The sequence below is a fragment of the Enterobacter nematophilus genome (assembly GCF_026344075.1).
In the GTDB taxonomy this organism is placed as follows: domain Bacteria; phylum Pseudomonadota; class Gammaproteobacteria; order Enterobacterales; family Enterobacteriaceae; genus Enterobacter; species Enterobacter nematophilus.
Genome location: NZ_JAPKNE010000008.1, coordinates 30,727 through 56,939, shown reverse-complemented (window position 1 = coordinate 56,939; position 26,213 = coordinate 30,727). Strand labels below are relative to the sequence as shown.

Annotated in this window: 24 protein-coding genes; 14 read left to right on the top strand and 10 right to left on the bottom strand. The window is 57.2% G+C overall.

Going from position 1 to position 26,213, the window contains the following annotated elements; genetic code table 11:
• Positions 1-40: 40 nt before the first annotated feature.
• The 5 genes from pckA to OSH03_RS18125 all read right to left on the bottom strand — a co-directional run bounded on the left by pckA (position 41) and on the right by OSH03_RS18125 (position 6,201).
• Positions 41-1,660 (bottom strand): phosphoenolpyruvate carboxykinase (ATP), encoded by a 1,620-nt coding sequence (pckA, locus tag OSH03_RS18145; RefSeq protein ID WP_045259359.1) that lies wholly within the window; start codon positions 1,658-1,660, stop codon positions 41-43.
• Between the two features lie 353 nt (positions 1,661-2,013).
• Complete coding sequence (gene hslO / locus OSH03_RS18140; RefSeq protein WP_161495995.1) at positions 2,014-2,898, bottom strand: Hsp33 family molecular chaperone HslO; 885 nt, start codon at positions 2,896-2,898, stop codon at positions 2,014-2,016.
• Positions 2,899-2,916: 18 nt separating this feature from the next.
• Positions 2,917-3,318, bottom strand: a complete 402-nt coding sequence (gene hslR, locus OSH03_RS18135; RefSeq protein ID WP_028014669.1) for a ribosome-associated heat shock protein Hsp15 — start codon at positions 3,316-3,318, stop codon at positions 2,917-2,919.
• Positions 3,315-3,998 carry a GMP/IMP nucleotidase gene (yrfG, locus tag OSH03_RS18130; RefSeq protein WP_028014668.1) on the bottom strand — a complete coding sequence of 228 codons (684 nt, stop codon included), beginning with the start codon at positions 3,996-3,998 and terminating at the stop codon, positions 3,315-3,317. Before yrfG ends, hslR begins: the two co-directional genes overlap by 4 nt.
• Positions 3,999-4,065: 67 nt before the next feature.
• Positions 4,066-6,201 carry an intracellular growth attenuator family protein gene (locus OSH03_RS18125; protein ID WP_266179741.1) on the bottom strand — a complete coding sequence of 712 codons (2,136 nt, stop codon included), beginning with the start codon at positions 6,199-6,201 and terminating at the stop codon, positions 4,066-4,068.
• Positions 6,202-6,523: 322 nt separating this feature from the next.
• Here OSH03_RS18125 and nudE point away from each other — a divergent pair, with 322 nt between their 5' ends.
• Positions 6,524-7,084, top strand: a complete 561-nt coding sequence (nudE, locus tag OSH03_RS18120) for an ADP compounds hydrolase NudE (protein ID WP_008503041.1) — start codon at positions 6,524-6,526, stop codon at positions 7,082-7,084.
• Positions 7,085-7,177: 93 nt separating this feature from the next.
• On the opposite strand, the gene mrcA is transcribed toward nudE, so the two are convergent.
• Positions 7,178-9,730 (bottom strand): peptidoglycan glycosyltransferase/peptidoglycan DD-transpeptidase MrcA, encoded by a 2,553-nt coding sequence (gene mrcA / locus OSH03_RS18115; protein WP_061096867.1) that lies wholly within the window; start codon positions 9,728-9,730, stop codon positions 7,178-7,180.
• 120 nt (positions 9,731-9,850) lie between these two features.
• Here mrcA and OSH03_RS18110 point away from each other — a divergent pair, with 120 nt between their 5' ends.
• From OSH03_RS18110 to trpS, 12 genes are all read left to right on the top strand, one after another.
• Complete coding sequence (locus tag OSH03_RS18110; protein WP_266179740.1) at positions 9,851-10,627, top strand: type IV pilus biogenesis protein PilM; 777 nt, start codon at positions 9,851-9,853, stop codon at positions 10,625-10,627.
• Complete coding sequence (locus tag OSH03_RS18105) at positions 10,624-11,118, top strand: PilN domain-containing protein (RefSeq protein ID WP_266179739.1); 495 nt, start codon at positions 10,624-10,626, stop codon at positions 11,116-11,118. The genes OSH03_RS18110 and OSH03_RS18105 overlap by 4 nt, the downstream gene beginning before the upstream one ends.
• A gap of 3 nt (positions 11,119-11,121) precedes the next feature.
• Positions 11,122-11,577 (top strand): HofO family protein, encoded by a 456-nt coding sequence (locus OSH03_RS18100; RefSeq protein WP_266179738.1) that lies wholly within the window; start codon positions 11,122-11,124, stop codon positions 11,575-11,577.
• The gene (locus tag OSH03_RS18095; protein ID WP_266179737.1) at positions 11,567-11,971 is read left to right on the top strand and encodes a HofP DNA utilization family protein; all 405 of its coding nucleotides are present in this window, start codon (positions 11,567-11,569) and stop codon (positions 11,969-11,971) included. Before OSH03_RS18100 ends, OSH03_RS18095 begins: the two co-directional genes overlap by 11 nt.
• Positions 11,883-13,121: a DNA uptake porin HofQ gene (gene hofQ, locus OSH03_RS18090; RefSeq protein WP_266179736.1), complete on the top strand. Its 1,239-nt coding sequence runs from the start codon at positions 11,883-11,885 to the stop codon at positions 13,119-13,121. Before OSH03_RS18095 ends, hofQ begins: the two co-directional genes overlap by 89 nt.
• A gap of 286 nt (positions 13,122-13,407) precedes the next feature.
• Positions 13,408-13,929: a shikimate kinase AroK gene (aroK, locus tag OSH03_RS18085; protein WP_003861630.1), complete on the top strand. Its 522-nt coding sequence runs from the start codon at positions 13,408-13,410 to the stop codon at positions 13,927-13,929.
• Positions 13,930-13,986: 57 nt separating this feature from the next.
• The gene (aroB, locus tag OSH03_RS18080; protein WP_266179735.1) at positions 13,987-15,075 is read left to right on the top strand and encodes a 3-dehydroquinate synthase; all 1,089 of its coding nucleotides are present in this window, start codon (positions 13,987-13,989) and stop codon (positions 15,073-15,075) included.
• 92 nt (positions 15,076-15,167) lie between these two features.
• On the top strand, positions 15,168-16,469 hold the full coding sequence (damX, locus tag OSH03_RS18075; protein WP_266179734.1) for a cell division protein DamX: 1,302 nt from the start codon (positions 15,168-15,170) through the stop codon (positions 16,467-16,469).
• Between the two features lie 67 nt (positions 16,470-16,536).
• Positions 16,537-17,349 carry an adenine-specific DNA-methyltransferase gene (dam, locus tag OSH03_RS18070; protein WP_061096875.1) on the top strand — a complete coding sequence of 271 codons (813 nt, stop codon included), beginning with the start codon at positions 16,537-16,539 and terminating at the stop codon, positions 17,347-17,349.
• 41 nt (positions 17,350-17,390) lie between these two features.
• Positions 17,391-18,068, top strand: coding sequence for a ribulose-phosphate 3-epimerase (gene rpe / locus OSH03_RS18065; RefSeq protein WP_023333698.1), 678 nt, complete (start codon positions 17,391-17,393; stop codon positions 18,066-18,068).
• Entirely contained in the window at positions 18,061-18,822 is a 762-nt protein-coding gene (gene gph / locus OSH03_RS18060) for a phosphoglycolate phosphatase (RefSeq protein WP_061096876.1), read from the top strand. The genes rpe and gph overlap by 8 nt, the downstream gene beginning before the upstream one ends.
• A complete protein-coding gene (trpS, locus tag OSH03_RS18055) occupies positions 18,815-19,819 on the top strand; it encodes a tryptophan--tRNA ligase (RefSeq protein WP_266179733.1) in 1,005 nt (334 codons plus the stop codon). The genes gph and trpS overlap by 8 nt, the downstream gene beginning before the upstream one ends.
• A gap of 144 nt (positions 19,820-19,963) precedes the next feature.
• On the opposite strand, the gene OSH03_RS18050 is transcribed toward trpS, so the two are convergent.
• The 4 genes from OSH03_RS18050 to nirB form a co-directional block, all read right to left on the bottom strand.
• A complete protein-coding gene (locus OSH03_RS18050) occupies positions 19,964-20,134 on the bottom strand; it encodes a YhfL family protein (RefSeq protein ID WP_008503029.1) in 171 nt (56 codons plus the stop codon).
• Positions 20,135-20,280: 146 nt separating this feature from the next.
• Positions 20,281-21,654, bottom strand: a complete 1,374-nt coding sequence (gene cysG, locus OSH03_RS18045) for a siroheme synthase CysG (protein WP_061096878.1) — start codon at positions 21,652-21,654, stop codon at positions 20,281-20,283.
• Between the two features lie 135 nt (positions 21,655-21,789).
• Positions 21,790-22,116, bottom strand: coding sequence for a nitrite reductase small subunit NirD (gene nirD / locus OSH03_RS18040; RefSeq protein WP_151412442.1), 327 nt, complete (start codon positions 22,114-22,116; stop codon positions 21,790-21,792).
• Positions 22,113-24,656 carry a nitrite reductase large subunit NirB gene (nirB, locus tag OSH03_RS18035; protein ID WP_266179732.1) on the bottom strand — a complete coding sequence of 848 codons (2,544 nt, stop codon included), beginning with the start codon at positions 24,654-24,656 and terminating at the stop codon, positions 22,113-22,115. The genes nirD and nirB overlap by 4 nt, the downstream gene beginning before the upstream one ends.
• A gap of 239 nt (positions 24,657-24,895) precedes the next feature.
• Between nirB and OSH03_RS18030 the strand changes: the two genes are divergently transcribed.
• Complete coding sequence (locus OSH03_RS18030) at positions 24,896-26,212, top strand: cytosine deaminase (RefSeq protein ID WP_266179731.1); 1,317 nt, start codon at positions 24,896-24,898, stop codon at positions 26,210-26,212.
• Position 26,213: the final 1 nt, after the last annotated feature.

Sequence of the window (26,213 nt, the reverse complement as noted above, 5' to 3'; positions counted from 1 at the left end):
ACATTAAAAAAGGCAACTTTCGTTGCCTTTTTGCTTTTACCTACAGCTTCGGTCCCGCACTCACCAGCGCTTCACCTGCCGGGGTATCGGTATACTTCTCGAAGTTCTCAATGAACAGCTTCGCCAGCGATTCCGCCTTCTCGCGCCACTGCTCCGGCGATCCGTAGGTATTGCGCGGGTCGAGGATACGCGTGTCCACGCCCGGCAGTTCCGTCGGAATGGCCAGATCAAACATCGGCAGCGTGAAGGTTTCGGCGTTATCCAGTGAACCATCCAGAATGGCGTCGATAATGGCGCGGGTATCTTTGATAGAGATACGCTTGCCGGTACCGTTCCAGCCGGTATTGACCAGGTAGGCCTGCGCGCCGGATGCCTGCATGCGTTTCACCAGTACTTCTGCGTACTGCGTCGGGTGCAGCGACAGGAATGCCGCGCCGAAGCAGGCGGAGAAGGTTGGGGTTGGCTCCGTGACGCCACGCTCGGTACCCGCCAGCTTGGCGGTAAAGCCTGAGAGGAAGTGGTACTGCGTCTGGCTGGCGGTCAGGCGAGACACCGGAGGCAGCACGCCGAACGCATCCGCCGTCAGGAAAATCACCTTCGTGGCATGGCCCGCTTTTGACACCGGCTTAACGATATTGTCGATGTGGTAGATCGGATAAGAGACGCGGGTGTTTTCGGTTTTTGACGCATCGTCGAAGTCGATAGAGCCGTCGGCACGTACGGTGACGTTTTCCAGCAGCGCGTCGCGGCGGATCGCGTGGAAGATATCCGGCTCGGCCTCTTCAGACAGGCGAATGGTCTTCGCGTAGCAGCCGCCTTCGAAGTTAAACACGCCGTCATCGTCCCAGCCGTGTTCGTCATCGCCAATCAGACGGCGTTTTGGATCGGTGGAGAGCGTGGTTTTCCCGGTGCCGGAAAGACCGAAGAATACCGCCACGTCGCCTTTCTCGCCGACGTTCGCCGAGCAGTGCATGGAGGCAATACCGCGCAGTGGCAGCAGGTAGTTCATCACCGAGAACATCCCTTTCTTCATTTCGCCACCGTACCAGGTACCGCCGATCAGCTGAATACGCTCGGTCAGGTTGAAGGCAATGAAGTTTTCGGAGTTCAGACCCTGCTCTTTCCACTGTGGGTTAGTGCATTTCGCACCGTTCATCACGATGAAGTCAGGTGTGAAGTCCTGCAGCTCTTCGTCGGTCGGACGAATAAACATATTCTTAACGAAATGCGCCTGCCAGGCCACTTCGGTAATGAAACGCACGGAAAGGCGGGTGTCGGCGTTAGCGCCGCAGAAAGCGTCGACAATGAACAGACGCTTGCCGGAAAGTTGATGGGTGACGAGCCCTTTCAGATGCTGCCAGGTTTCCGGGGAGAGCGGTTTGTTGTCGTTCTTCCCTTTGCCCTTGTCAGCCCACCACAGCGTATCGCGAGTGGTTTCGTCTCGGACGATATACTTATCTTTCGGCGAACGACCGGTAAAGATACCGGTATCGACGGCGATAGCACCAAGGTTCGTCAACACACCGCGCTCGTATCCTTCCAGTGCTGGATTGAGTTCTTCCTGATACAGCGTATCGTAGTCGGGGTTGTAGACGACTTCCTGGACGTCGTGAATACCATAAGCCTTGAGATCTTGCGGGGTTAAACCAGTAACACGCATATCACTGCTCCTTAGCCAATATGTACTGCCTGAAATTGTAGGGTTTTTCTGGGGATGTTAACCGCGACGGGGCTCATAGATTTGTGCATCTGGATAAAACCCTTACTAACGGAAAACGCTGCGACTCCAGTCACAGTGCAGGCGGATTATCGCAGGAATCGCTTTTTGGTTGGGGAAAATGTTCCGAAAAGGTTAAAGACTGGTGATTTTATCGGAGAGAATGTGAATGTAATCGCATACATGTAAGAAAACTACGTAAGGGTTACATTATGAAAACGATTCAGCTTTTGGGGCTGCCCCTCACCCCGGCCCTCTCCCCTTTGGGGAGAGGGTTAGGGTGAGGGGGAAGAGGTTTAATGAACCTGCGGATCCGCCGGAGAGGCGTTATTGCGGATTTCAGCGATATCCATTGAATTGAACACGTAGTGCGTACCGCAGTAATCGCAGTGCATATCAATTTCGCCGTCTTCAGCCATGATGCTGTCGATCTCTTCATCCGGCAGGGTTTTCAGTGCGCCAGCGCAGCGCTCGCGCGAGCAGGTGCATTTGAACTCTACGGACTGCGGATCGTACACGGTCACTTCTTCTTCGTGATACAGACGCCACAGCACGTCGGTCGCCGACAGGTTGAACAGCTCTTCCGCCTTGATGGTTTCGGTCAGCGTCGCCAGATGCTCAAAGTCATTGGTCTGCGCGTCCTGCGCTGGCAGAACCTGCAGCAGCATGCCGCCCGCAGCAGGCTGGCCGTCCACTTCACCGGTACGGATGAACAGACGCGTTGGCAGCTGTTCGGAGCGCATGAAGTAATCTTCCAGGCAGGCTGCCAGGGTATCGCCTTCCAGACCGACCACGCCCTGATAGCGCTCACCTTCCTCCGGGGAGATGGTGATCACCAGGTAGCCATTGCCCACCAGCGTTTTGAGGTCTGCATTTTCAGGCACGTCGCCCTGAACGCGCGCCACGCCGCGCATCTGCTGCTGGTTGTTGCCGTTGATCACCGCCAGCGTCATCGGGCCGTCACCCTGCAGCTGCACGGTGATATCACCGGCAAACTTCAGCGTTGCGGTCAGCAGGCTGGTGGCAACCAGCAGTTCGCCCAACAGGGTCTTCACCGGCAGCGGGTAGTTGTGGTTTTCCAGAATCTGTTTCCAGGTTTCGGATACGGTGACCAGCTCGCCGCGCACGGCGAATTGTTCAAACAGATAGCGGTGTAATTGGTCGTGTTGGGCCATTTTCATCTCTCGTGCGGGTGAGGGTTACTCGCTCTCACCGTGTTTAAATTTCATCAGATCGCGGCGCTCTTTTTTATCCGGTCGCCGGTCCGGGTGGGGCATGGTCAGCGCATTCATTTTGCGCGCCAGCGCGGTCTTCTCGCGCTTTTCAACGCTTTCTGCCGTCTCTTCGTAAAGCAGTACGGCTTCCGATGCGGGCCGCCGCTGTTCGGTAATGGCTTTAATCACTACCGTACGTTCGTCGTTGCCCTGGCGCAGCGTTAAGGTGGCGTTCAGCTCAACCAGCTTGCTCGGCTTGCTGCGCTGGCCGTTGTAATGCACTTTACCGCCGTCAACCATTTCGCGGGCAAGGGCGCGCGTTTTATAAAAACGGGCTGCCCACAGCCATTTATCCAGTCTTACCCCGTCTGAGGGCTTTTCTTTCATGGCGTCTCCTTCACGGTCAGTGAGGGGATCATCTGGCGGTAGTCGTTCAGTCCCGGATGGCGCAGATAGCTTTTTTCAGCCAGGCCAGAGTCAGGATTAGTGACGCCCAGACAATAGCGAATGCCAAACGTTGCCGCAGAATCCAGAATGGGCTCGCTGTCGTCAATGAATAGCGTGCGCTCCGGCTGCAGGCCGGTCTCTTCCTTCACCGCATGCCACAACCGCTGATCCTCTTTCGGATAACCAAATGTGTGGGTGGAAAGTAATAAATCAAGGTGCGACGCCAGCCCCGTATGCTCCAGCTTCACGGCCAGGTTATGTGGATGCGCGTTGGTCAGCAAAATACGGCGCTTGCCGCTTGCTTTCAGCGCGTCCAGGAAGGGAACCGTATCTTCGCGCAGCACGGCGCGTGGTCCCTGGGCTGTGGTCATGGCACAAATATCCAAACCGAGGCGCTCGCTCCAGTAGTCCAGACAGTACCAGTTTAGCGTATGTTGCACCGCGCTATATTGCGAACGAATAAACGCCTGCGCTTCTGCCGGGGAGATACCCTGCTGTTCACCATAGGTTTCCGGCACCAGCTTTTGCCAGAAATAGTTGTCAAAGGCGAGATCGAGCAGCGTGCCGTCCATATCCAGCAGAACGGTGTCGACCTGCTGCCAGTCGATATCAAGATGCATAGGGGGGAACTCCAGCCAGAAGAAACGTGCGCGACAGGGTAGCACATCTTGTCGCGCAACGACGTTATCAGATCAGGCTCTCAGAGGAGGGGATCAGCTTAGGATTGAGGCAATTCTCGTAGTATTGCTGGATCTCCGCCAGACGGGTGCGGGAGCGCTGATAGCGGCGCAGGGCCATAAAACCGTTCCAGAAAATGGCGATCAGCATGGCGATCATCAGCAGAGAGGTGCCAATGTAACGCCACAATCCTGCGCTGTCCGGCATCCGGTGCAGGCCGATATGGCGCGTGCCGTTGGCGTCGGTGTAGATGCTTGTGACAATCCCTTCGGCGCTGAACGGCGTTTGCATCAGCATCTGCGCCAGACGCTGGAACTGGCTCCACTGCTCCTGGGCCGGGTAGTCATAAAGCGCGACCTGCGGGTAAGGCTGATCGACCAGGTCACTGCCTTCGTCGCTGGCAATCACAAAGCCGCCCGGCGCCGGACTGTTGAGGGCCTGAGCCGCCCGGGTGGTTTCGCGCATCATAAACGGCGATGTCGAGGTGGCGACCAGGTTATCAAGCGATTCCGCGCTGACCGGACGCAGCAGCACGTTGACGCCATCCAGTCGTCCCGCTTCGGCGCGTTTCACCAGCGAGTCCCAGTCTTTACTGTTCCCGAGGTTAACCAGCGCGTTTTTGAGGCGTACGCACTCATCCTGCGAGGAGCATAGGTCCTGGGTTTTCAGGACAATGTCGCCAAAATCATCCAGCAGAATCATGCCTGATTTCTGAATGGCGGAACGCAGCGCGGGGCTGACGCGTGAATCATCGTCCGGTTTTGGGTGCAGCTGGCGGTTGACCGTCTGGGTCAGCGCCGTGGCTTTATTCACCACTTCGGATTCCGGCAGCGGCAGCGGCGGCGCGTCGTTCCAGATAATTTGCGAGCAGTCGAACGGCGTGAACGGTGAGTTCTGGCGCGTGTTCCACGCCCCCGGGGTATGGATATTACACATCCCGGTGCCTTTCAGGCGCAGCGTATCGCCCACCCGTACACCCGCTTCATCGAGCTGGTTGACGCTGGTCGCCTCGATGGTCTGCGCGCCTTTGATCCACGACAGGGTAAATTTGATGGGCATATCCAGCGGCACGAAAAGCAGCAGCATGATAAACACCAGCGCGGCGCCGCCGGCGATGACCGTGCTGCGGAGCCAGTGCTGAAGCGGGAAATTTTTCACTTCATCATGCAGAGACAGGAAGCGCCCCTGGCGCACAACGTGGCGGTCAAGGTAGATATCAATATCGGTTTTCTGCCCTAAATCCTGCGCAATCCACGGCTGCCAGTGGCGCGGGTAGATCAGGTCGATAATACCGAGTGAGATATTGTTGAGATGCTCCTGATCGTTCTCACCGAACAGGCCCCAGCGCTTTGGCGTGCCGCGCAGGCAGTGGATCTCCCGCAGCGATGTTTTGGCAGGTGGGGCAAATAGCCCCCACAGCCCGGCCGCAAGAAGCAACACTGCGCCACCCGCCAGCCACGGGACAAAGACGTCCGGCGTCAGCAGGCAGACAAAAAAGAGCAGGAAAGCGGCAACGATAAGGATGGCTTCACGAATACCGTCCGGACGGCTCAGGGCGTACTCCTCATGCGTCTCCTGACGAATGTTCAGCAGCTCAATCTGCTCGGTCTCTTCACCACGAATAGAGGCCTGCGTTGAACTGGCGCGTTCCAGCGCAAAGCGCGGGGCTTCGTGAAGATAGTCATTCAGGGTATGGCCGTTGAGCGAGATCACCAGCGGCAGCGAATCGGTGTGAATCAGCTCAACGCTGTTCTCGTCGTTAATGTACTGCTCCCAGGACGGGGGCAGATGCACCTCAACGGAATCCAGGTAGTAGCGCCACTTGTTGGGGTCGTCAGTTGTAATGCCGTAGCGCGTGATGGAGCGCGTCACGCAGAGCACGGTGTCACTTTGCGCGTTCAGCTTAAGTGCAACAGGCGCAGCGGTGGCTCCCGTCGGCCCAGGCGTTAACTGAGAACGGTTAAGCGTTTCAAGATAGTTTTCAACTGCATCGCGCTCGTCTTGCGTGAGTTTACGGGTTGTCGCACCCGCGAAGGCATTTAAAAAGGGCAGCCGGTAACGGCGCTGTATGCGTCGCCTGTATAGCCACCCTGCAATCAATGCGCTGACCAGCATAGCAGCGAGAACAATCAAAATGGTGCTCATGCTTTCCCCATCTTACTTATCTTACAGGTGTAGTCAGTAGCACCTTTACATTGAATGAGAGTCTGTGGCTGGCTATCGGCAAGTATGGAGTCGAACTTGAGCATTCTAAAGCGCATCCCAGTGACCGGTGATGATAGCAAAGCCTGTCATGGCGCGATATCAGCAAATTCCTGGAAACATTTCAACCTCTTGACATTTGTTTTGAATTGAGGATTGATCCCTGTTACGTTGCATAAATGTAAATAAAGAACAATTGACATTGCCGAAACCGTGCGGCATATCGCACAATAACGCCAGTTCACACTGCTAAGACCCCATCAAGATGAGCAAACCACTACAAAAACCCACCATTCTGAACGTTGAAACTGTCGCCAAATCGCGCCTGTTTAATGTCGAGAGTGTGGATCTGGAGTTCAGCAACGGTGTGCGTCGTGTTTATGAGCGTATGCGCCCCTCTTCGCGCGAAGCGGTGATGATTGTTCCTATCGTCGACGATCATCTGATTTTGATCCGCGAATACGCCGTGGGGACGGAATCTTACGAGCTTGGGTTCTCGAAAGGGCTCATCGACCCGGGTGAAACGGTCTTTGAAGCAGCAAACCGCGAGCTGAAAGAAGAGGTGGGTTTTGGCGCGAACGAGCTGTCGTTCCTGAAAAAGCTGAGCATGGCGCCGTCCTATTTTTCCAGCAAAATGAACATTGTAGTGGCGGAAGATCTCTATCCTGAATCGCTGGAGGGAGATGAACCAGAGCCGCTGCCGCAGGTTCGCTGGCCGCTGGCGCATCTCATGGATCTGCTGGAAGACCCTGACTTTAACGAGGCTCGCAACGTGAGCGCGCTGTTCCTGGTTCGCGAGTGGTTGAAGGGGCAGGGGAGATTGTAGTGGCCTGATGCCCTCACCCCAACCTCTCCCTCTCCCGTGGGAGAGGGAGCAAACACAAAAACGGCAACCCGAGGTTGCCGTTTTGCTTTGTTGTCAGAACAGCTCGTGCGTCTCGCCGTTATCAATAATCTCTGTACCCACCTCGTGCACCGCCTGTGTGGTTGGCTGCGTACCTTCGATGAAATACTCGGCACGGCTATTACCGCCGTTAGCAAGCTGGCCGGTGCTGCGGTCAATATTGACCGTCACCACGCCCGGTGGCGGCGTCAGCGGCTGCTCCGGTACGCCTTCAAGAACGGATTTCATGTAGGCATCCCAGGCCGGCTGCGCGCTTTTGGCACCGCCTTCGTAGCCGGAAATCTGATCTTTAATCGCGCCGGATGCCGTGGTACGGCCTAAATCACGGCGATGATCGTCGAAACCGATCCAGACTGACGTCACCACGCCCGGCCCGTAGCCGGAGAACCATGCATCCTTCGAGCTGTTGGTTGTCCCGGTTTTACCGCCGATATCGTGGCGCTGCAGGTCGCGCCCTGCTCGCCAGCCGGTACCCTGCCAGCCCGGTTCACCGAAGATGTTGGTGTTCAGCGCGCTCTTGATCAGGAACGCCAGCGGCGTGTTGATCACGTGCGGGGCGTACTCCTGCGCGCCGGTTTGCGCCACCAGCGACTGGTTGGCCTGCTCCAGCTGCGGCTGCGGCAAGACGATATTTGGCTGCTCCTGAGAAACGGCAGGGTCTTCCATGTCCTTGTTTTCGAGCACCTCGGATTTCGGCGTATTGCCGTAAATGACCGGAATATCACACTCTGGGCAGGCAATTTTCGGCTTCGCTTCAAACAGCACGCCGCCCTGGTCGTTCTCGATTTTACTGATGAAGTACGGGTCAACCAGGAAGCCGCCGTTAGCCATCACCGAGTATCCGCGCGCGACCTGAAGCGGCGTAAAGGAGGCTGAGCCCAGCGCCAGCGACTCGGTGCGAACGATGTTCTGCGCCGGGAAGCCGAAGCGCTGCAGGTACTCTGCCGCATAGTCGACGCCCATCGCGCGCATGGCACGCACCATCACCACGTTTTTCGACTGCCCAAGACCCTGACGAAGACGAATAGGACCTGCATACTCCGCAGGAGAGTTCTTCGGCTGCCAGTCGGAACCGGCACCGGCATCCCAGCGGGAGATCGGCACGTCGTTAAGGATGCTGGCAAGAGTCAGTCCCTTATCCATCGCTGCCGTGTAGAGGAACGGTTTGATGTTGGAACCGACCTGACGCAGCGCCTGCGTGGCGCGGTTAAATTTGCTCTGGTTGAAATCGAACCCGCCGACCAGCGCCATTACCGCCCCGTTCTGCGGGTTGATGGACACCAGAGCCGAGTTCACATCCGGTACCTGCGCCAGCCACCAGGCATCGCCCACCTTGCGCACCCAAATCTGCTGCCCGGTTTGTACCACGTCGGTCACTTTGCGCGGCGTTGGCCCCTGCAGGGTGTCTGAACGGTATGGACGCGCCCAGCGAATACCGTCCATGTGCAGGGAGACGGACGTGCCGTCCGCCAGCGTCGCAACGGCTTCCTGAGGATTGGCCTGCGTCACCACGGCAGGAAGGAGTGGACCATAGGTTGGCAGCGCCTTCAGCGTGCTGGTGATTTTTTTGCTGTCCCACGCGCTTTCGCCCACTTTCCAGAGCACGTTCGACGGTCCGCGATAGCCGTGACGCATATCGTAGTCCATCACGTTATTGCGCACCGCGTCCTGAGCCGCCTGCTGCACTTTGCGGGTAACGGTGGTGTACACGCGATAGCCATCTTCATAGGCCTTGTCGCCATAACGGCTCACCATCTCCTGGCGCACCATTTCGGTCAGATAAGGGGCAGAGAAGGCAATCTCAGGGGCGTGATAATTGGCGTCAATGACGTCGTTACGCGCCTGGTCGTACTCGCTCTGGCTGATATAGCCTTCGCTCAGCATACGTGACAGGACGACGTTACGACGTGAAGTGGCGCGATCGAGCGAATAAAGCGGGTTAAACGTGGACGGCGCTTTTGGCAGACCGGCAATGGTTGCCATTTCGCTTAAGGTGAGCTGCTCAACAGGCTTACCGAAGTACACCTGCGCGGCTGCCCCCACGCCATAGGCACGGTAGCCCAGGTAAATTTTATTGAGGTACAGCTCAAGGATCTCGTCCTTGCTCAGCAGCTGCTCAATGCGGATCGCCAGGAACACCTCTTTGATCTTACGCGTCAGCGTCTTTTCAGGGCTGAGGAAGAAGTTACGCGCCAGCTGTTGCGTAATGGTGCTCGCCCCCTGGGAGGCGTGACCGGAGAACAGCGCAATGCTTGCGGCACGGAAAATCCCCACCGGATCGACACCGTGGTGCTCGTAGAAACGGCTGTCCTCCGTGGCGATAAAAGCTTTCACCATCACGGGGGGAATTTGGTTTAAGGTCAGCGGGATACGACGCTTCTCGCCATACTGCGCCATCAGCTCGCCATCGGCGCTATAGACCTGCATTGGGATCTGGAGACGCACATCGCGGAGCGTGGCGACATCAGGTAGCTGTGGCTCAATATATTTGTACAAACCGTAAATCGAGCCTGCTCCCAGCAGAATGCAACAGACTGCAAGGATGAATAAATACTTTACGAACTTCACCGGAGATTTCCCATTTGGTTTCACTTGGGCAGTTTCTAAACAATCGCGCGGTAGTATAAAGGCAAGCCTGATTCATTGATATAGCCGTCAAGGCGACGGGCGATAAGGAGATCGTGAAGCATGGCTTTCAAAACATGGCAAACGGGCGTTCATATTCAACAGGATAAGGTCCTGATTACGGCACTGGTCCGGGAGAGAGGCGGCTGGTGCTTACGCCGCTGGTGGGCCATTTCTCTGGCCGAGGGCATCATTCGTGACGGCAAAATTTGTCAGCCAGAAGCGCTGGCCGATGCCTTACGCGACTGGCGAAAAGCGCTCCCGCACTACCACCGGGTATTTCTCTCCTTTCCTGCTGCACGGACTCTGCAAAAAACGTTGCCCCGACCGGCTCTTGCATTGCGCGACAGCGAGCAGCTCTCTTGGATGGGGGCGGCGCTTTCGCGTGAACTGGAGATGTCGACAGAGTCCCTCTGTTTCGACTACACCCAGGACACCTTCAGCAATACGTTTCACGTGACGGCCGCACAAAACAAAGAGGTTGAAACGCTTCTGGCCCTGGCGAAAACGCTACGTTTGCGGCTGGCGACCATCACCCCGGACGCCAGCGCGCTGGCGAACCTGCTGCCTGCGGTAGCGCCGACGCAGTGCGTCGCCTGGCGAGACGCGCATCACTGGCTGTGGGCCATGCGCCATCAGTGGGGGCGTCGTTATACCACTGAAGCAGAAAGCGTCACCGAGCTGGCGGCGCTGCTGGCCCTCAACCAGAACGACATCGCGTTCTTTGATGCCGAACGGTCCCCATGGGAAACGCTGCAGCGCTGGCATGCGCCTCTTCCCGAATGCGGAGCTGACTATACCGTCGCGCTGGCGCTGGCCATGAGCGAGGTGCCTGAATGAACGTGACCAACCTCCTGCCCTGGCGTCAGCAGCGGCGCGCGCGATGCCTGCGTTTCTGGGGCGGCGCGTTTGTCGGCACATCGCTGCTCGTGCTGGTGGCCGCTTTTAGCATGAGGATGAACCATCTGATAACGCTGCGCGCGCTGCAAACGCAGCTGGCGGGTACGCAGTCCGTGCAGCGTGGCCTTGTGTCTCGCCAGCGATCCACCGCAGAGGCGCAGAACCCTGCGGGCACGCCGCCGCGCCGCGCATGGCAACCGGTGCTGGAGTCGCTTGCTGGCGCCATGCCTGCGCAGGTATGGCTCACAGAGCTGCGTTATCAGCCTCCTGCTCTGATGTTGATCGGATATGCCACTACCCTGCAGGCGCTTTCTGCCTTGCGTAATGGGCTGGAGCATATAGACGGCTTTACGCCCGGTTCTGAGGGGGAACTCCGGCAGGATAGCCAGGGGCGCTGGATGTTCACTCTGCACCTGAAAAGCGAGGGATGACGCGTGGAGACCTTGTTAGAGCGCTGGTGTGAAAGTCGTCCCTGGTGTCGGCTGGTCTGCGGGGCGCTGAGTATTCTCCTGATGGGCCTGACAGCATGGGGTGTATTGCTCCGGCCAGCAGAGAGGCAGTGTGCGGATCAGCGGCTGCAGTTGAGCCAGGCGGCGCGGACTAACGCGTCGCTGTGGCGCACCGCCAGTCAGGTGCCGTTTAGCCCGATAACCCGGACGGCACTGGAGATAAAGCCCTTTTCACCGCTCGATTTTCAGGGAGAGGGCACAAGGCTTCTTCACTGGAAGCCGTTGCAAAACGGCGGTGAACTGGCCCTGGAGGCGCAGTGGCAGGCGATCCCGCCTATTTTTTCCCGGCTGGCGCAGCGGGATGTGCGGGTCGCTGCTTTTACGGTTGCGCCACAAAGTACGGCGTTACGCCTGAGGCTGGAGCTGGAACATGCGAAATAGCGCGAGATACCTGCTGGTTTGCTCGGCGCTGCTGTTGACCGGCATGCGCGATCCGTTTCGCCCGCCGGACGACCCCTGCGCCACAGCCGAGCTGGCACAGTGGCACTACCGCGGAATGGTAGGAGGGCAGCAGCGTGTTGGTATTTTGCAGGATGGGCAACGGCGCTGGCATCGTCTGAAAGAGCACGATCGTTTTCCGGCGGGCTGGCGAATAACGGCTATCAATGAAACGGAACTGGTTGTTGATGTGGGTGACGCATGCGATCCCGAAGAATGGGCGTGGCAACGAGAAGGAAAGGGTAAAAATGAAGCTAAGGATAGTGCTGTTACTGCTGGCGTTCAGCCGCCCGCTGTGGGCCGCCGCGCCAAAGCCGGTCACGCTGGTGGTGGATGACGTGCCGGTGGTCCAGGTGCTGCAGGCGCTGGTTGCGCAGGAGAGCCGTAATCTGGTGGTATCGCCGGATGTCGGCGGCACGCTCTCGCTGAACCTGACGCGCGTCCCCTGGCGGCAGGCGTTACAGACGGTGGTCACCAGCGCCGGGCTCGTTTTACGCGAGGAGGGCGGTATTTATTATGTTCATACCGCGGCCTGGCAGCGTGAACAGCGGGAACGTTTAGAGCAGGAGCGAATGCGTCGACAGCTTGATGCACCGCTGGTCTCGAACAGCATCCCATTTTCTTATGCGGATGCCGGAGAACTGCAAAAAGCGGCTGAAAAACTCCTGAGCCCAAAAGGGAGTTTATCTGTCGACAAACGCACTAATCGTCTGCTCATCAGGGATAGCCAGGCGGTGCTGGAGACGCTGCAGCAGTGGGCGGCTCAGATGGATATTCCCGTTGAGCAGGTTGAGCTGGCGGCGCACATTGTCACCATTAATGAAAAAAGCCTGCGTGAGCTGGGGGTGAAGTGGAATCTTGCCGAGGCCACTGAGGCGGGCAAGGTTGGAGAGCTCACGACGCTTGGCAGCGATCTTTCCGTGGCCAGCGCTACCACGCATGTGGGGTTTAACATCGGGCGGATTAACGGCAGGCTGCTGGATCTGGAGCTATCTGCGCTGGAGCAAAAACAGCAGGTCGATATTATCGCCAGCCCGCGGCTGCTGGCCTCGCACATGCAACCGGCCAGCATTAAGCAGGGAAGCGAGATCCCGTATCAGGTTTCAAGCGGTGAAAGCGGGGCGACCTCGGTGGAGTTCAAAGAGGCGGTACTCGGAATGGAGGTCACGCCGGTAGTATTGCCCGGTGGGCGCGTGCGCCTGAAGCTTCACATCAGTGAAAACATGCCGGGACAGGTGCTGCAGCAGGCCGATGGCGAAACGCTTGCCATCGACAAGCAGGAGATAGAAACCCAGGTGGAGGTAAAAAGTGGAGAAACGCTGGCGCTGGGCGGAATTTTCTCGCAAAAGAACAAAACCGGCAGTGATAGCGTGCCGGGGCTTGGGAGCATCCCTTGGCTTGGGCAGCTGTTTCGCCACGATGGAAAGGATAATGAACGGCGTGAGTTAGTGGTGTTTATTACGCCACGTCTGGTCGGTATTCACTAACGGGTAACGATCCCCGCAATGATTTTGCATTCAGTTTGTTGCAGATGTTTGACGTGGGGCATGAATTAGCATACAAGGAGTACCGATTTGAGTTGGACTTACGTCTTATTACCTTATGCGTCCGGCGCGGTGATTTAATCAGTTGCCAAACAAGCCGGAGTATTGAGATAATTTTTAGTCTGACTCTCGCTCTATTGCATATGAGGTTTCAGTTCATGTCCTGCTACGCCGGGTGTCTGCGAAGCGGGGATTACCATTAACGAATAGTCTTAGTAGTACCGATAAAATGGCAGAGAAACGCAATATCTTTCTGGTTGGGCCTATGGGTGCCGGCAAAAGCACTATTGGGCGTCAGTTAGCTCAACAACTCAATATGGAATTTTACGATTCTGATCAAGAGATTGAGAAACGAACCGGAGCTGATGTGGGCTGGGTTTTCGATGTAGAAGGCGAAGAAGGTTTCCGTGACCGAGAAGAAAAAGTGATCAACGAACTCACGGAAAAACAGGGCATCGTACTGGCGACAGGCGGCGGCTCTGTGAAATCTCGCGAAACCCGCAACCGTCTCTCCGCCCGTGGCGTAGTGGTCTATCTTGAGACGACCATTGAGAAACAGCTGGCACGTACGCAGCGCGATAAAAAGCGCCCGCTGCTGCAGGTTGAAACGCCACCACGCGAAGTTCTGGAAGCGTTGGCCGACGAACGCAATCCCCTGTATGAAGAGATTGCCGATGTGACCATTCGTACTGACGATCAGAGCGCTAAAGTGGTTGCAAACCAGATTATTCATATGCTGGAAAGCAACTGATTCTGGCTTTATATACACTCGCCTGCGGGTAAAAGCATTAAAGGTGGATGTCGCGTCATGGAGAGGATTACAGTTACTCTCGGGGATCGTAGTTACCCTATCACCATCGCGGCTGGTTTGTTTAACGACCCAGCTTCCTTTTTACCACTAAAAGCGGGTGATCAGGCGATGCTGGTCACCAATGAGACGCTGGCTCCGCTTTATCTCGACCGCGTGCGCCACCTGCTTGAGCAGGCAGGCGTAAAAGTCGACAGTGTGATTCTGCCCGATGGCGAGCAGTATAAAAGCCTGACGGTACTCGATACCGTCTTTACCGCATTGCTGCAAAAACTGCACGGTCGCGATACAACACTGCTTGCCCTGGGCGGCGGTGTTGTGGGCGATCTGACCGGCTTTGCGGCCGCAAGCTATCAGCGTGGCGTTCGTTTTATTCAAATCCCGACCACGTTGCTGTCTCAGGTCGACTCCTCTGTCGGCGGCAAAACGGCAGTCAACCATCCCCTCGGCAAAAACATGATTGGCGCGTTCTACCAGCCTGCGTCGGTGGTGGTGGATCTCGACTGTCTGAAAACCCTGCCGAAGCGCGAGCTGGCCTCTGGCCTGGCTGAAGTGATCAAATACGGCATTATTCTGGATGGCGAGTTCTTTAACTGGCTTGAAGAGAATATGGATGCGCTGCTGAGCCTGGATGAGGCGAAACTGGCATACTGCATTCGGCGCTGTTGTGAGCTGAAAGCAGAAGTTGTCGCGGCAGACGAGCGTGAAACCGGCTTACGTGCTTTACTGAATCTTGGGCATACGTTTGGCCACGCCATTGAAGCCGAAATGGGTTATGGCAACTGGCTGCACGGTGAAGCCGTCGCGGCTGGAATGGTCATGGCAGCCCGCACCTCTGAACGTCTTGGGCAGTTTAAACCGGAAGAGACGGCACGTATCATTGCGCTACTTGAACGTGCAGGTTTGCCGGTAACCGGGCCGCAGGAGATGTCGGCGCAGGCGTATTTACCCCACATGATGCGCGATAAAAAAGTATTGGCAGGTGAGATGCGTCTTGTACTCCCGCTTGCAATAGGGAAGAGTGAAGTGCGCGGCGGAGTGTCGCACGATGTCGTTCTTGGCGCTATTGCTGATTGCCAGCAGGCGTAACAACTAGAAAGGTCAGGCCACTGTTACCGGTGGTCGTTTAGCTTCAGGCGAAATGCAAAGACGTAGGCATAAGCCTTTGAGTGGGGTGTTAAATGGATGAATTCAAACCAGAAGACGAGCTGAAACCCGATCCCAGCGATCGTCGTACTGGTCGTTCTCGTCAATCTTCAGAACGTGATAACGAGCCGCAGATCAACTTTGACGATGTTGATCTGGATGCAGACGATCGTCGCCCTTCGCGCAGCCGCAACGCGCGTGATGAGCGAGAAGAAGAGGATTATGAGTCCGAAGAAGATTCAATGGACGAACAGCCTGTAGAGCGTCGCCCGCGTAAACGTAAAAAAGCCGCTGCGCAGAAACCGGCCTCCCGCCAGTACATCATGATGGGGCTTGGCGTTCTGGTGCTTGTGCTGCTGATTGTTGGCATTGGCTCCGCGCTGAAAGCACCGTCCACCAACTCAACCGAACAAACCGCCTCCGCAGAGAAGAGCATCAACCTCTCCGGTAATGATGCGACGGATCAGGCGAATGGTGCACAGCCAGCGCCGGGTACCACTTCCGCTGAGCAGACTGCCAGCAACACAACGACGCCGCAGGATGTTTCTCTGCCGCCCGTTTCGTCAACGCCTGCTCAGGGCCAGGCACCTGTCACGCCTGAAGGCCAGCAGCGTGTTGAAGTCCAGGGAGACCTGAACAATGCGCTGATGCAGCCGCAAAACCAGCAGCAGGTTGATAACGTCGTGGTTAACTCTACGCTGCCAACTGAACCTGCAACCGTCGCGCCTATCCACGGTGCTGCGGCGCAGCCGCAGACTGCAGCAACGGAAACCAAGCCGCGCCAGGCGCAAACTGCGACGCGTCCTGAACGTAAGCAGGCGGTCATTGAGCCGAAGCGTGAAACTAAACCTCAGGCCGTAGTCAAAGCGCCTGAAGTGAAAGCCGCACCGGCACAGCCGAAACGCACTGAAACGGCTGCTGTGAGCGAGCCTGCCAAAGCGCCGGTCACGCAGACTGCGCCGAAAGCGACGGCAACCACAACGGCACCTGCTGCCACCGCTGCGCCTGCCGCAACGGCGACGGCTTCAAGTGCTGCCGCAGGTAAAACTGCTGGCAACGTCGGTTCGCTGAAATCTGCGCCGTCCAGCAACTACACGCTGCAGTTGAGCAGTTCGTCTAACTATGACAACCTCAACGGCTGGGCGAAGAAATCGAATCTGAAAAACTACGTGGTGTATCAGACGACCCGTAACGGTCAGCCGTGGTACGTGCTGGTGAGCGGTGTGTATGCTTCTAAAGATGAAGCGAAGCGCGCCGTGGCGACACTGCCAGCAGACGTTCAGGCGAAAAACCCGTGGGCGAAGCCGATTCATCAGGTGCAGGCCGATCTGAAGTAATGTTTAAAGCGCAGGATGCTGTCGGAGCTTTCTCCACAGCCGGAGAAGGTGTAATCAGTTAGTCAGCATGAAAAAAAATCGCGCTTTTCTGAAATGGGCAGGGGGGAAATATCCCCTGCTCGATGATATTAAAAAGCACCTGCCAAAAGGCGAGTGTCTTATCGAGCCCTTCGTGGGCGCGGGATCGGTGTTCCTGAACACCGATTTTTCTCGTTATATCCTGGCGGATATCAACAGCGACCTTATCAGCCTCTATAACATCGTTAAGCTGCGTACCGATGAGTATGTGGAAGAGGCGCGCAAGCTGTTTACGCCTGAGAACAACAGCCCTGACGTCTACTATCAGTTCCGCGCGGAGTTTAATCAGAGCCAGGATCCGTTCCGCCGCGCGCTGCTGTTCCTTTATCTCAACCGTCATGGCTACAACGGCCTGTGCCGGTATAATCTGCGCGGCGAATTCAACGTGCCGTTTGGTCGTTATAAGCGCCCGTACTTCCCGCAGGACGAGCTGTATCACTTTGCTGAAAAAGCGCAGAATGCAGAATTCCACTGTCTCTCCTATGAAGAGTGCATGGAGCTGGCAGGCGTAAACTCGGTGGTTTACTGCGATCCGCCTTACGCGCCGCTGTCTGCGACGGCGAACTTCACCGCCTACCACACCAACAGCTTCAGCCCGGCCGAACAGGCCCGTCTGGCGGAGATGGCGGAAAAGCTGGTCAGCAAAAGAATTCCGGTGTTAATTTCAAATCACGATACCCCTGATACGCGCGAATGGTACAAAGCCGCGAAGCATTTTCAGGTTAAGGTGCGGCGTAGCATTAGCAGCAACGGCGGCACACGTAAAAAGGTGGACGAACTCCTGGCTCTTTATCGCCCCTGAGCCGTTTTGCCCGCCGGTAAACACATTTCAAGGAGATGCGGATGAAACAGTTTTTGATTGCCCCCTCAATTCTGTCGGCCGATTTTGCCCGCCTGGGTGAAGACACGGCGGAAGCTCTCGCAGCTGGCGCAGATGTCGTCCATTTCGACGTTATGGATAACCACTACGTTCCCAATCTGACCATCGGTCCGATGGTGCTCAAGGCGCTGCGTAACTACGGTATTACCGCACCGATTGACGTTCACCTGATGGTGAAGCCTGTCGACCGTATCGTGCCAGACTTCGCCGCAGCGGGTGCCAGCATCATCACCTTCCATCCAGAAGCCTCCGAGCACGTTGACCGCACGCTGCAGCTGATCAAAGAGAACGGCTGTAAAGCGGGGCTGGTATTTAACCCGGCTACCCCGCTGAGCTATCTCGATTACGTGATGGACAAGCTGGACGTGATTTTGCTGATGTCCGTTAACCCGGGCTTTGGCGGACAGTCGTTCATCCCCCACACGCTGGATAAGCTGCGCGAAGTGCGCCGTCGCATTGACGAGTCTGGCTACGATATTCGTCTGGAAGTGGACGGCGGTGTGAAAGTGAATAACATTGGCGAAATTGCGGCAGCGGGCGCGGATATGTTCGTTGCAGGTTCGGCAATTTTCGACCAACCGGATTACAAAAAAGTCATTGATGAAATGCGCCGAGAGCTGGCGAAGGTAAGTCATGGATAAATTGCAGGCAATTCGGGGTGTGGCATTCGACCTCGACGGCACGCTGGTGGACAGCGCGCCGGGCTTAACGAGCGCCGTCGATCAGGCGCTGTATGCACTGGAACTGCCCGTTGCGGGCGAAGATCGTGTGATTACGTGGATTGGCAACGGTGCCGATGTCCTGATGGAGCGCGCGTTGACGTGGGCTCGTCAGGAACGCGCGTCGCAGCGTTCCGCGCAGGGTAAACCGAGCGTCGATCACGCCGATATCCCGCAGGATGAGCAGCTGCGTATTCTGCGCAAGCTGTTCGATCGTTTCTACGAAGAGACCGTCGAGGAGGGGAGCTTCCTGTTCCCGGACGTCCAGGAAACCCTGAGCGCGCTGCACGCGAAAGGCATCCCGCTGGGGCTGGTGACCAACAAGCCGACGCCGTTTGTTGCGCCGCTGCTGGAGGCGCTGGATATCGCGAAATATTTCTCCGTGATCGTAGGCGGGGATGACGTGCAGAACAAAAAGCCGCATCCGGAGCCGCTGTTGCTGGTGGCAGGAAAATTATCCTTAACGCCTGCGGAGCTGCTCTTTGTCGGGGATTCGCGTAATGATATTCTGGCTGCCCGAGCGGCTGGGTGTCCTTCCGTCGGTTTAACCTATGGCTACAACTACGGTGAGGCCATTACGCTGAGTGAGCCGGATGTTGTGTTCGACCACTTCAAAGATTTGTTGCCCGCACTCGGGCTTTCGCACAGTGAACATCAGGAATTGAATAATGACTAAGCCCATCGTTTTTAGTGGCGCACAGCCTTCAGGTGAATTGACCATTGGTAACTACATGGGTGCGTTGCGTCAGTGGGTCAGCATGCAGGATGACTACCATTGCATTTACTGCATCGTAGATTTGCATGCTATCACCGCGCGTCAGGATCCTGAGAAGCTGCGCAAAGCCACCCTCGATACGCTGGCGCTGTATCTGGCCTGCGGTATCGATCCAGAGAAGAGCACCATTTTCGTTCAGTCTCACGTGCCGGAGCACGCGCAGCTGGGCTGGGCGCTGAACTGCTATACCTATTTCGGCGAGCTGAGCCGCATGACCCAGTTCAAGGATAAGTCCGCCCGCTACTCTGAAAACATCAACGCCGGCCTGTTTGACTATCCGGTGCTGATGGCGGCCGACATCCTGCTGTACCAGACCAACCAGGTGCCGGTGGGTGAAGACCAGAAGCAGCACCTGGAGCTGAGCCGCGATATCGCCCAGCGCTTTAACGCGCTTTATGGTGACGTGTTTAAAGTGCCAGAGCCGTTTATTCCGAAATCCGGCGCGCGCGTGATGTCGCTGCTGGAGCCGACCAAGAAGATGTCCAAGTCTGACGATAACCGCAACAACGTTATCGGCCTGCTGGAAGATCCGAAATCGGTGGTGAAAAAGCTCAAGCGCGCGGTCACCGACTCCGACGAGCCGCCAGTGGTGCGCTACGACGTGCAGAATAAAGCGGGCGTCTCCAACCTGCTGGATATTCTCTCCGGCGTGACCGGCCAGAGCATTCCCGAGCTGGAAAAACACTTCGAAGGCAAGATGTACGGCCACCTGAAAGGTGAAGTGGCAGAGGCCGTTTCCGGCATGCTGACCGAGCTGCAGGAGCGCTACAACCGCTACCGTAACGACGAAGCCTTCCTGCAGAAGGTGATGAAAGACGGCGCGGAAAAAGCCAGCGCGCGCGCGTCCGAAACCCTGAAAGCGGTGTACGAAGCGATTGGGTTTGTGGGTAAACCGTAGGTAAAAGCAAAACGGTAACGACGTTACCGTTTTTAGGGTTTGTACCCTCTCCCCGTGGGAGAGGGCCAGGGTGAGGGCATCACGCCGCACTTTTCTAAACAAAAAAACCGGGGAATCCCCGGTTTTTTTACGCCTGAAAAACGCTTACTGCTGCGCCGCCGGGCCGCAACCGCCGATGATCTTCGAAATGGAGATCGCCGGATGCAGCAGGTAATCGTAGCTGCAGTTATTTTTAGTATTTTGAACGTGACCGGTGCAGGCGGTCAGAGTCGATAACAGGCCAACCAGAACGGCGGCTTTTGCCAGTTTGAACATGCGCATTCCTTGTCTAAAAAAATCAAAAATTAGGTGTAACACGAGGGAATAAATGGAAAAGTTCCACTATGCGGGCGGTATGTTATCGATAGTAATAAGAGGGGAGTAGTCCGCTTAAGGACTACTCGAAGAAGGGAGAATATGCGTTAGTGATTCGAGAACCAGTTCAGCTTATCGCGCAGTTCAACCACGCGACCGACAATAATCAGCGCCGGGCTTTCAACCTGCTGCGCCAGCTCACCGAGCTGCGTCAGCGCGCCATTCACCACGCGCTGCTTGATTGACGTACCGTTTTCCACCAGCGCAACGGGCATATCCGCCTCCATGCCGTGCTCCAGCAGTTTCGCCTGGATGGTGGCGGCCTGGTTCAGCCCCATGTAGAACACCAGCGTCTGCTTTTCAGCGGCCAGGTTATGCCAGTCCAGCTCGCTGCCGGTTTTCAGGTGGCCCGTGACCAGACGCACGCTCTGGGCGTAGTCGCGATGGGTCAACGGAATGCCAGAGTAGGCCGAACAGCCGGACGCCGCCGTAATGCCCGGCACCACGGAGAACGGAATGCCGGCATTGCACAGGGTTTCCAGCTCCTCGCCGCCGCGGCCAAAGATAAACGGATCGCCACCCTTAAGGCGCACCACGCGTTTTCCCTTTTGCGCTTCGCGCAGCAGGATCTGGTTAATCTCCTCCTGCGGCACGCAGTGGTAGCCCGCGCGCTTGCCGACGAAAACGCGGTCGGCGTCGCGGCGCACCAGGTTCATGATGTCATCGGAAACCAGACGGTCGTAAACCACGATATCCGCCTGCTGGATCTGCTGAAGCCCTTTCAGGGTCAGTAAACCCGCATCTCCCGGCCCGGCCCCGACCAGCACCACTTCACCACGGTGATCCAGCGGCTCGCTCAGCAGCTGCTCGGTCGTCTCTTCCACCGCTTTCGCGTCCTGATTCGCCAGCGACTGCGCCAGCCTGTCGTTAACGAAGAATTTCTCCCAGAAGCGACGACGCTCGCCCACGGTTGAGAAGGTTTGCTTCACGCGGGAGCGGAGCTGCCCGGCGTAATGCGCTATCTGACCAAGGTGCTGCGGCAAAATAGCTTCCAGTTTTTCCCGCAGCAGGCGGGCAAGAACGGGCGAGCGGCCGCCGGAAGACACCGCAATCATCAGCGGTGAACGGTCGATAATCGACGGCATGATAAAGCTGGCCTCTTTCGGCGCATCCACCACGTTGCAGAAGATCCGGCGCGCTTCGCAGGCGTCGCTGACGCGCTGGTTCACTTCATCGTCATCCGTCGCGGCAATCGTCAGCCAGCAGGTATCCAGCAGGGACTCATCAAACGCCCCCTGCACCAGCGTGAGCATCCCTTCCTGAGCCCAGACGTCAAACTGCGGAGCGAAGGTGAGGGCGTTGACGGTCAGTCGGGCTCCGGCTTCCAGCAGCAGGCGCGCTTTGCGTTCAGCCACATCGCCGCCGCCCACAAGCAGGCAGTCGCGATGGCGTAATTGACAGAAAATCGGCAGGTGGTCCACGACGTTACCTCACAGCATTCAAGGAGGGGGTAAGAATTGACGTCAGGATAACAGCAGGAATCGTACAGAACATACGGTTTTTCCTGCCGTTACCCATAAGGGGTCATAAGCCTTTCCTATTGAAAAGGCGGGGGGTTACGCTTTGAGCTGCACCTTGCCGTCCTTCACGCGGACGTCGTAGTGCTTCACGGAGAAGCTTTCATCTTCCATGCAGCGCCCGTCGCTTAAACGGAAACGCTGTTTTTTCAGCGGGCTGGCGACCCACAGCTCACCCTGGTGCTCGGCAATCAGTCCGCGGGAGAGCACGCTGGCCTCGAAGAACGGGTCGATATTGCTGATGGCAAAGACCTGCTCATCGTGGCGAGGGCGGAAAATGGCGACCTGCTCGTTGCCCAGCAGCGCACACACGCCGGTGGCGGGCAGAATGTCGTTAATCTCGCAGATGTTTACCCACTGGCTCATGCGTTTTCCTCCACCAGCGTCACTGGAATGCGTTCATACGGTGTTGCCGGGCGATGCTGCTCGCGCTCTGGCACTACCTGCACGTTCGGATCGCGCTGGGTGCTGTTGATAAAGTGTTTGAAGCGCGTCTGCGCCGCAGGGGTATTGACGGTTTCAGTCCACTCGCAGATCACCGCCTCGCGCAGGCGAGCCATCTCGGCTTCCAGATGCTCGTTCAGGCCCAGCTTGTCGTCGATGATCACCGCTTTCAGGTAGTCGATGCCGCCTTCGAGGTTATCGAGCCAGGAGGCGGTACGGGTCAGCTTATCGGCGGTACGGATGTAGAACATCATAAAGCGGTCAAGATACTGGATCAGCGTGTCGCGATCGAGATCCGCCGCCAGCAGGTCCGCGTGGCGTGGTTTCATCCCGCCGTTGCCGCACACGTACAGGTTCCAGCCTTTCTCGGTGGCAATGATCCCCACGTCTTTACCCTGCGCTTCTGCACATTCGCGGGTACAGCCTGAGACGCCGAACTTCATTTTGTGCGGGGTACGGATGCCTTTGTAGCGGTTTTCCAGCTCAACGCCGAAGCCCACGCTGTCGCCGACGCCGTAGCGGCACCAGGTGCTGCCCACGCAGGTTTTCGCCATACGCAGCGCTTTAGCATACGCGTGGCCGGTTTCGAAGCCGGCTTCAATCAGCTGACGCCAGATTTCCGGCAGGTCATCCTTCTGCGCGCCAAACAGGCCGATACGCTGGGAACCGGTAATTTTGGTGTACAGGTTAAATTCACGGGCGATACGGCCCACGGCGACCAGCCCTTCCGGGGTGATTTCGCCCCCGGCGGAGCGTGGGATGACGGAGTAAGTCCCGTCTTTCTGGATGTTCGCCAGGAAGTTATCGTTGGTGTCCTGCAGCGGCGTGTGTTCTGGCTTGAGCACGTACTCGTTCCAGCAGGAGGCCAGCAGCGAGCCGACGGTCGGTTTACACACTTCACAGCCGTAGCCCTGGCCGTGCTTCGCCAGCAGTTCGTCGAAGGACCTGATGCCTTCCACGCGGATCAGGTGGTACAGCTCCTGGCGAGAATACGCGAAGTGCTCGCACAGGTTGTTGTTCACTTCGATGCCCTGTTTCGCCAGTTCAGCGTTCAGCACCTGCGTCACCAGTGGAATACAGCCGCCGCAGCCGGTACCGGCTTTGGTTTCCGCTTTCAGCGCCGCAACGGTGTGGCAACCTTTGTTGATGGCGGAGATCAGCATGCCTTTGGTGACGTCGAAGCAGGAGCAAATCTGCGCGCTGTCCGGCAGTTTATCCACGCCGATAGACGGCTTGCCGCTGGAGGCGTGAGCCGGGAGGATTAGCGCGTCCGGGTTTTCCGGCAGCTCAATGGCGTTCAGCACCAGCTGGAGCAGGTTACCGAAGTCGCTGGTGTCGCCCACCAGCACCGCACCGAGCAGGGTTTTGTTGTCCTGGCTGACGATGAGGCGTTTGTAGACCTCTTTGCTTTCGTCGAGGTAAACGTAGCTGCGGGAGTTCGGGGTGCGGCCGTGCGCATCGCCGATACCGCCCACGTCCACGCCCAGCAGCTTCAGCTTGGCGCTCATGTCTGCGCCGGTGAAGGCGTTTTCGCTGCCGAGGATATGGTCCACGGCGACCTGCGCCATTTTGTAACCCGGCGCGACCAGACCGTATACCCGGTTATTCCAGCTGGCGCACTCGCCGATGGCGTAGATATCCGGGTCGGAGGTCTGGCAGGCGTCGTTAATCATGATTCCGCCGCGCTGCGCAACCGCCAGGCCGCACTGGGTCGCCAGCTTGTCGCGCGGGCGGATCCCGGTGGAGAAGACGATGAAGTCCACTTCCAGCTCGCTTCCGTCGGCAAAGCGCATGGTTTTGCGCGCTTCGGTGCCTTCCTGCACGATCTCTTTGGTGTTCTTGCTGGTGTGAACCTTCACGCCCATGCTTTCGATTTTACGGCGCAACTGGTCGCCACCCATGTGGTCCAGCTGTTCGGCCATCAGCATCGGCGCAAATTCGATGACGTGGGTTTCAACCCCGAGGTTTTTGAGCGCGCCAGCCGCTTCCAGACCCAGCAGGCCGCCGCCGACCACCGCGCCGCGTTTGCTTCGGCGCGCGCAGGATTCGATGGCGTTGAGGTCTTCAATCGTGCGATAAACGAAGCAATCCTGCGTCTCCGAGCCTTTAATGGGCGGGATCCACGGATACGAGCCCGTCGCCATGATCAGCTTGTCGTAAAAAACCGTACGTCCGGCGCTGGAGTGGATCACTTTTTCCTGACGGTTAATGGTGATGGCGCGTTCGCCCACCAGCACTTTTACGCCATGCTTCTCGTAGAAACCTTCACGCACCAGAGAGAGCTCTTCGGCGGTATGATGGGAGAAGTAGGAAGACAAGTGCACACGGTCGTACGCCTTGCGGGGTTCTTCACAGAACACGGTAATATCGAACTGCTCAGCGTCGGCCTTATCGAGAAGATCCTCAATAAAGCGGTGGCCGACCATGCCGTTACCGATGATAGCGAGTCTGACTTTGCTCATTATTGCCTCGATTTCTTTTCTATTACTGCCTACCTTAACGATTCAGCAGGGGCGCTTATTGATGTAAATCAAATACGTCTTCGCCTACTCCTTAGGTGGTATGAGGCTGATTTGTCAGGATTTTTATAAGTTGTGGAAATCGCAGGCTTTTCGGTGTCGTCGATTTTGTGTACAAACAAAGGCGTATTTTTAAACAAAAATACGCATAAACAACAGTTGCGTTTATCAGGGGAAATGAAATGTCTACAACACCGCTTTGGCTTGTTCAGAACGTTCGCTTACCGGGCCGGGAAGGACTGTGGCAAGTCGCCATTGAGAACGGGCGATTTGGTGATATCACCCCGATGAACGACACCCACGCCGAGAGTTATGAAGTGTTAAACGCGCACGGCGGACTGGCTATTCCGCCGTTTATCGAGCCGCATATCCATCTTGATACCACCCAGACGGCGGGCGAGCCTAACTGGAACCAGTCCGGCACGCTGTTTGAGGGCATTGAGCGCTGGGCCGAGCGTAAAGCGTTGCTCAGCCATGAAGATGTGAAAGCGCGTGCCTGGAAAACGCTGAAGTGGCAAATTGCCAACGGCATTCAGTTTGTCCGCACCCACGTTGATGTCTCCGACCCGACGCTCACCGCCCTCAAGGCGATGCTGGAGGTGAAGCAGGAGGTCGCCCCGTGGGTGACGCTGCAAATCGTCGCGTTCCCGCAGGAGGGCATTCTCTCTTACCCGAACGGCGCGGCGCTGCTGGAAGAGGCGCTAAAACTGGGGGCTGACGTGGTGGGGGCGATCCCGCACTTCGAATTCACCCGCGAGTACGGCGTGCAGTCGCTGCACATCGCTTTCGATCTGGCGAAGAAGTATGACCGCCCGCTGGATATCCACTGCGATGAAATTGACGACGAGCAGTCGCGCTTTGTCGAGACGGTGGCAGCCCTGGCCTATGAGGCCGGCATCGGCCCGCGCGTGACCGCCAGCCACACCACCGCCATGCACTCGTACAACGGCGCTTACACCTCGCGGCTCTTCCGCCTGCTGAAGATGTCCGGGATTAACTTCGTGGCTAACCCGCTGGTGAACATCCACCTGCAGGGGCGTTTTGACGACTATCCGAAGCGCCGCGGCATCACCCGGGTGAAAGAACTGCAGGAGGCAGGCATTAACGTCTGCTTCGGCCATGACGACGTTTTCGACCCGTGGTACCCGCTCGGCACCGGCAACATGCTGCAGGTGCTGCACATGGGGCTGCACGTGTGCCAGATGATGGGCTATCCGCAGATCGACAGCGGCCTGAATCTGATCACCCATAACAGCGCCCGAACCTTTGGCCTGAGCGATTACGGTATTGAGACGGGAAATCCGGCGAACCTGATTATTCTGCCTGCGGAGAGCGGGTTTGAAGCGGTGCGCTGTCAGGTTCCGGTGCGCTGGTCGATTCGTCAGGGGCGGGTGATTGCGACCACGCAGCTGGCGCAGACGTGGATCCAGACGGACGTTGGGGGAGAAGAGGTGAGCTTTGCCAGAAACAGCCCCTCTGCCGAGCGCAAAGGGGCGTAGG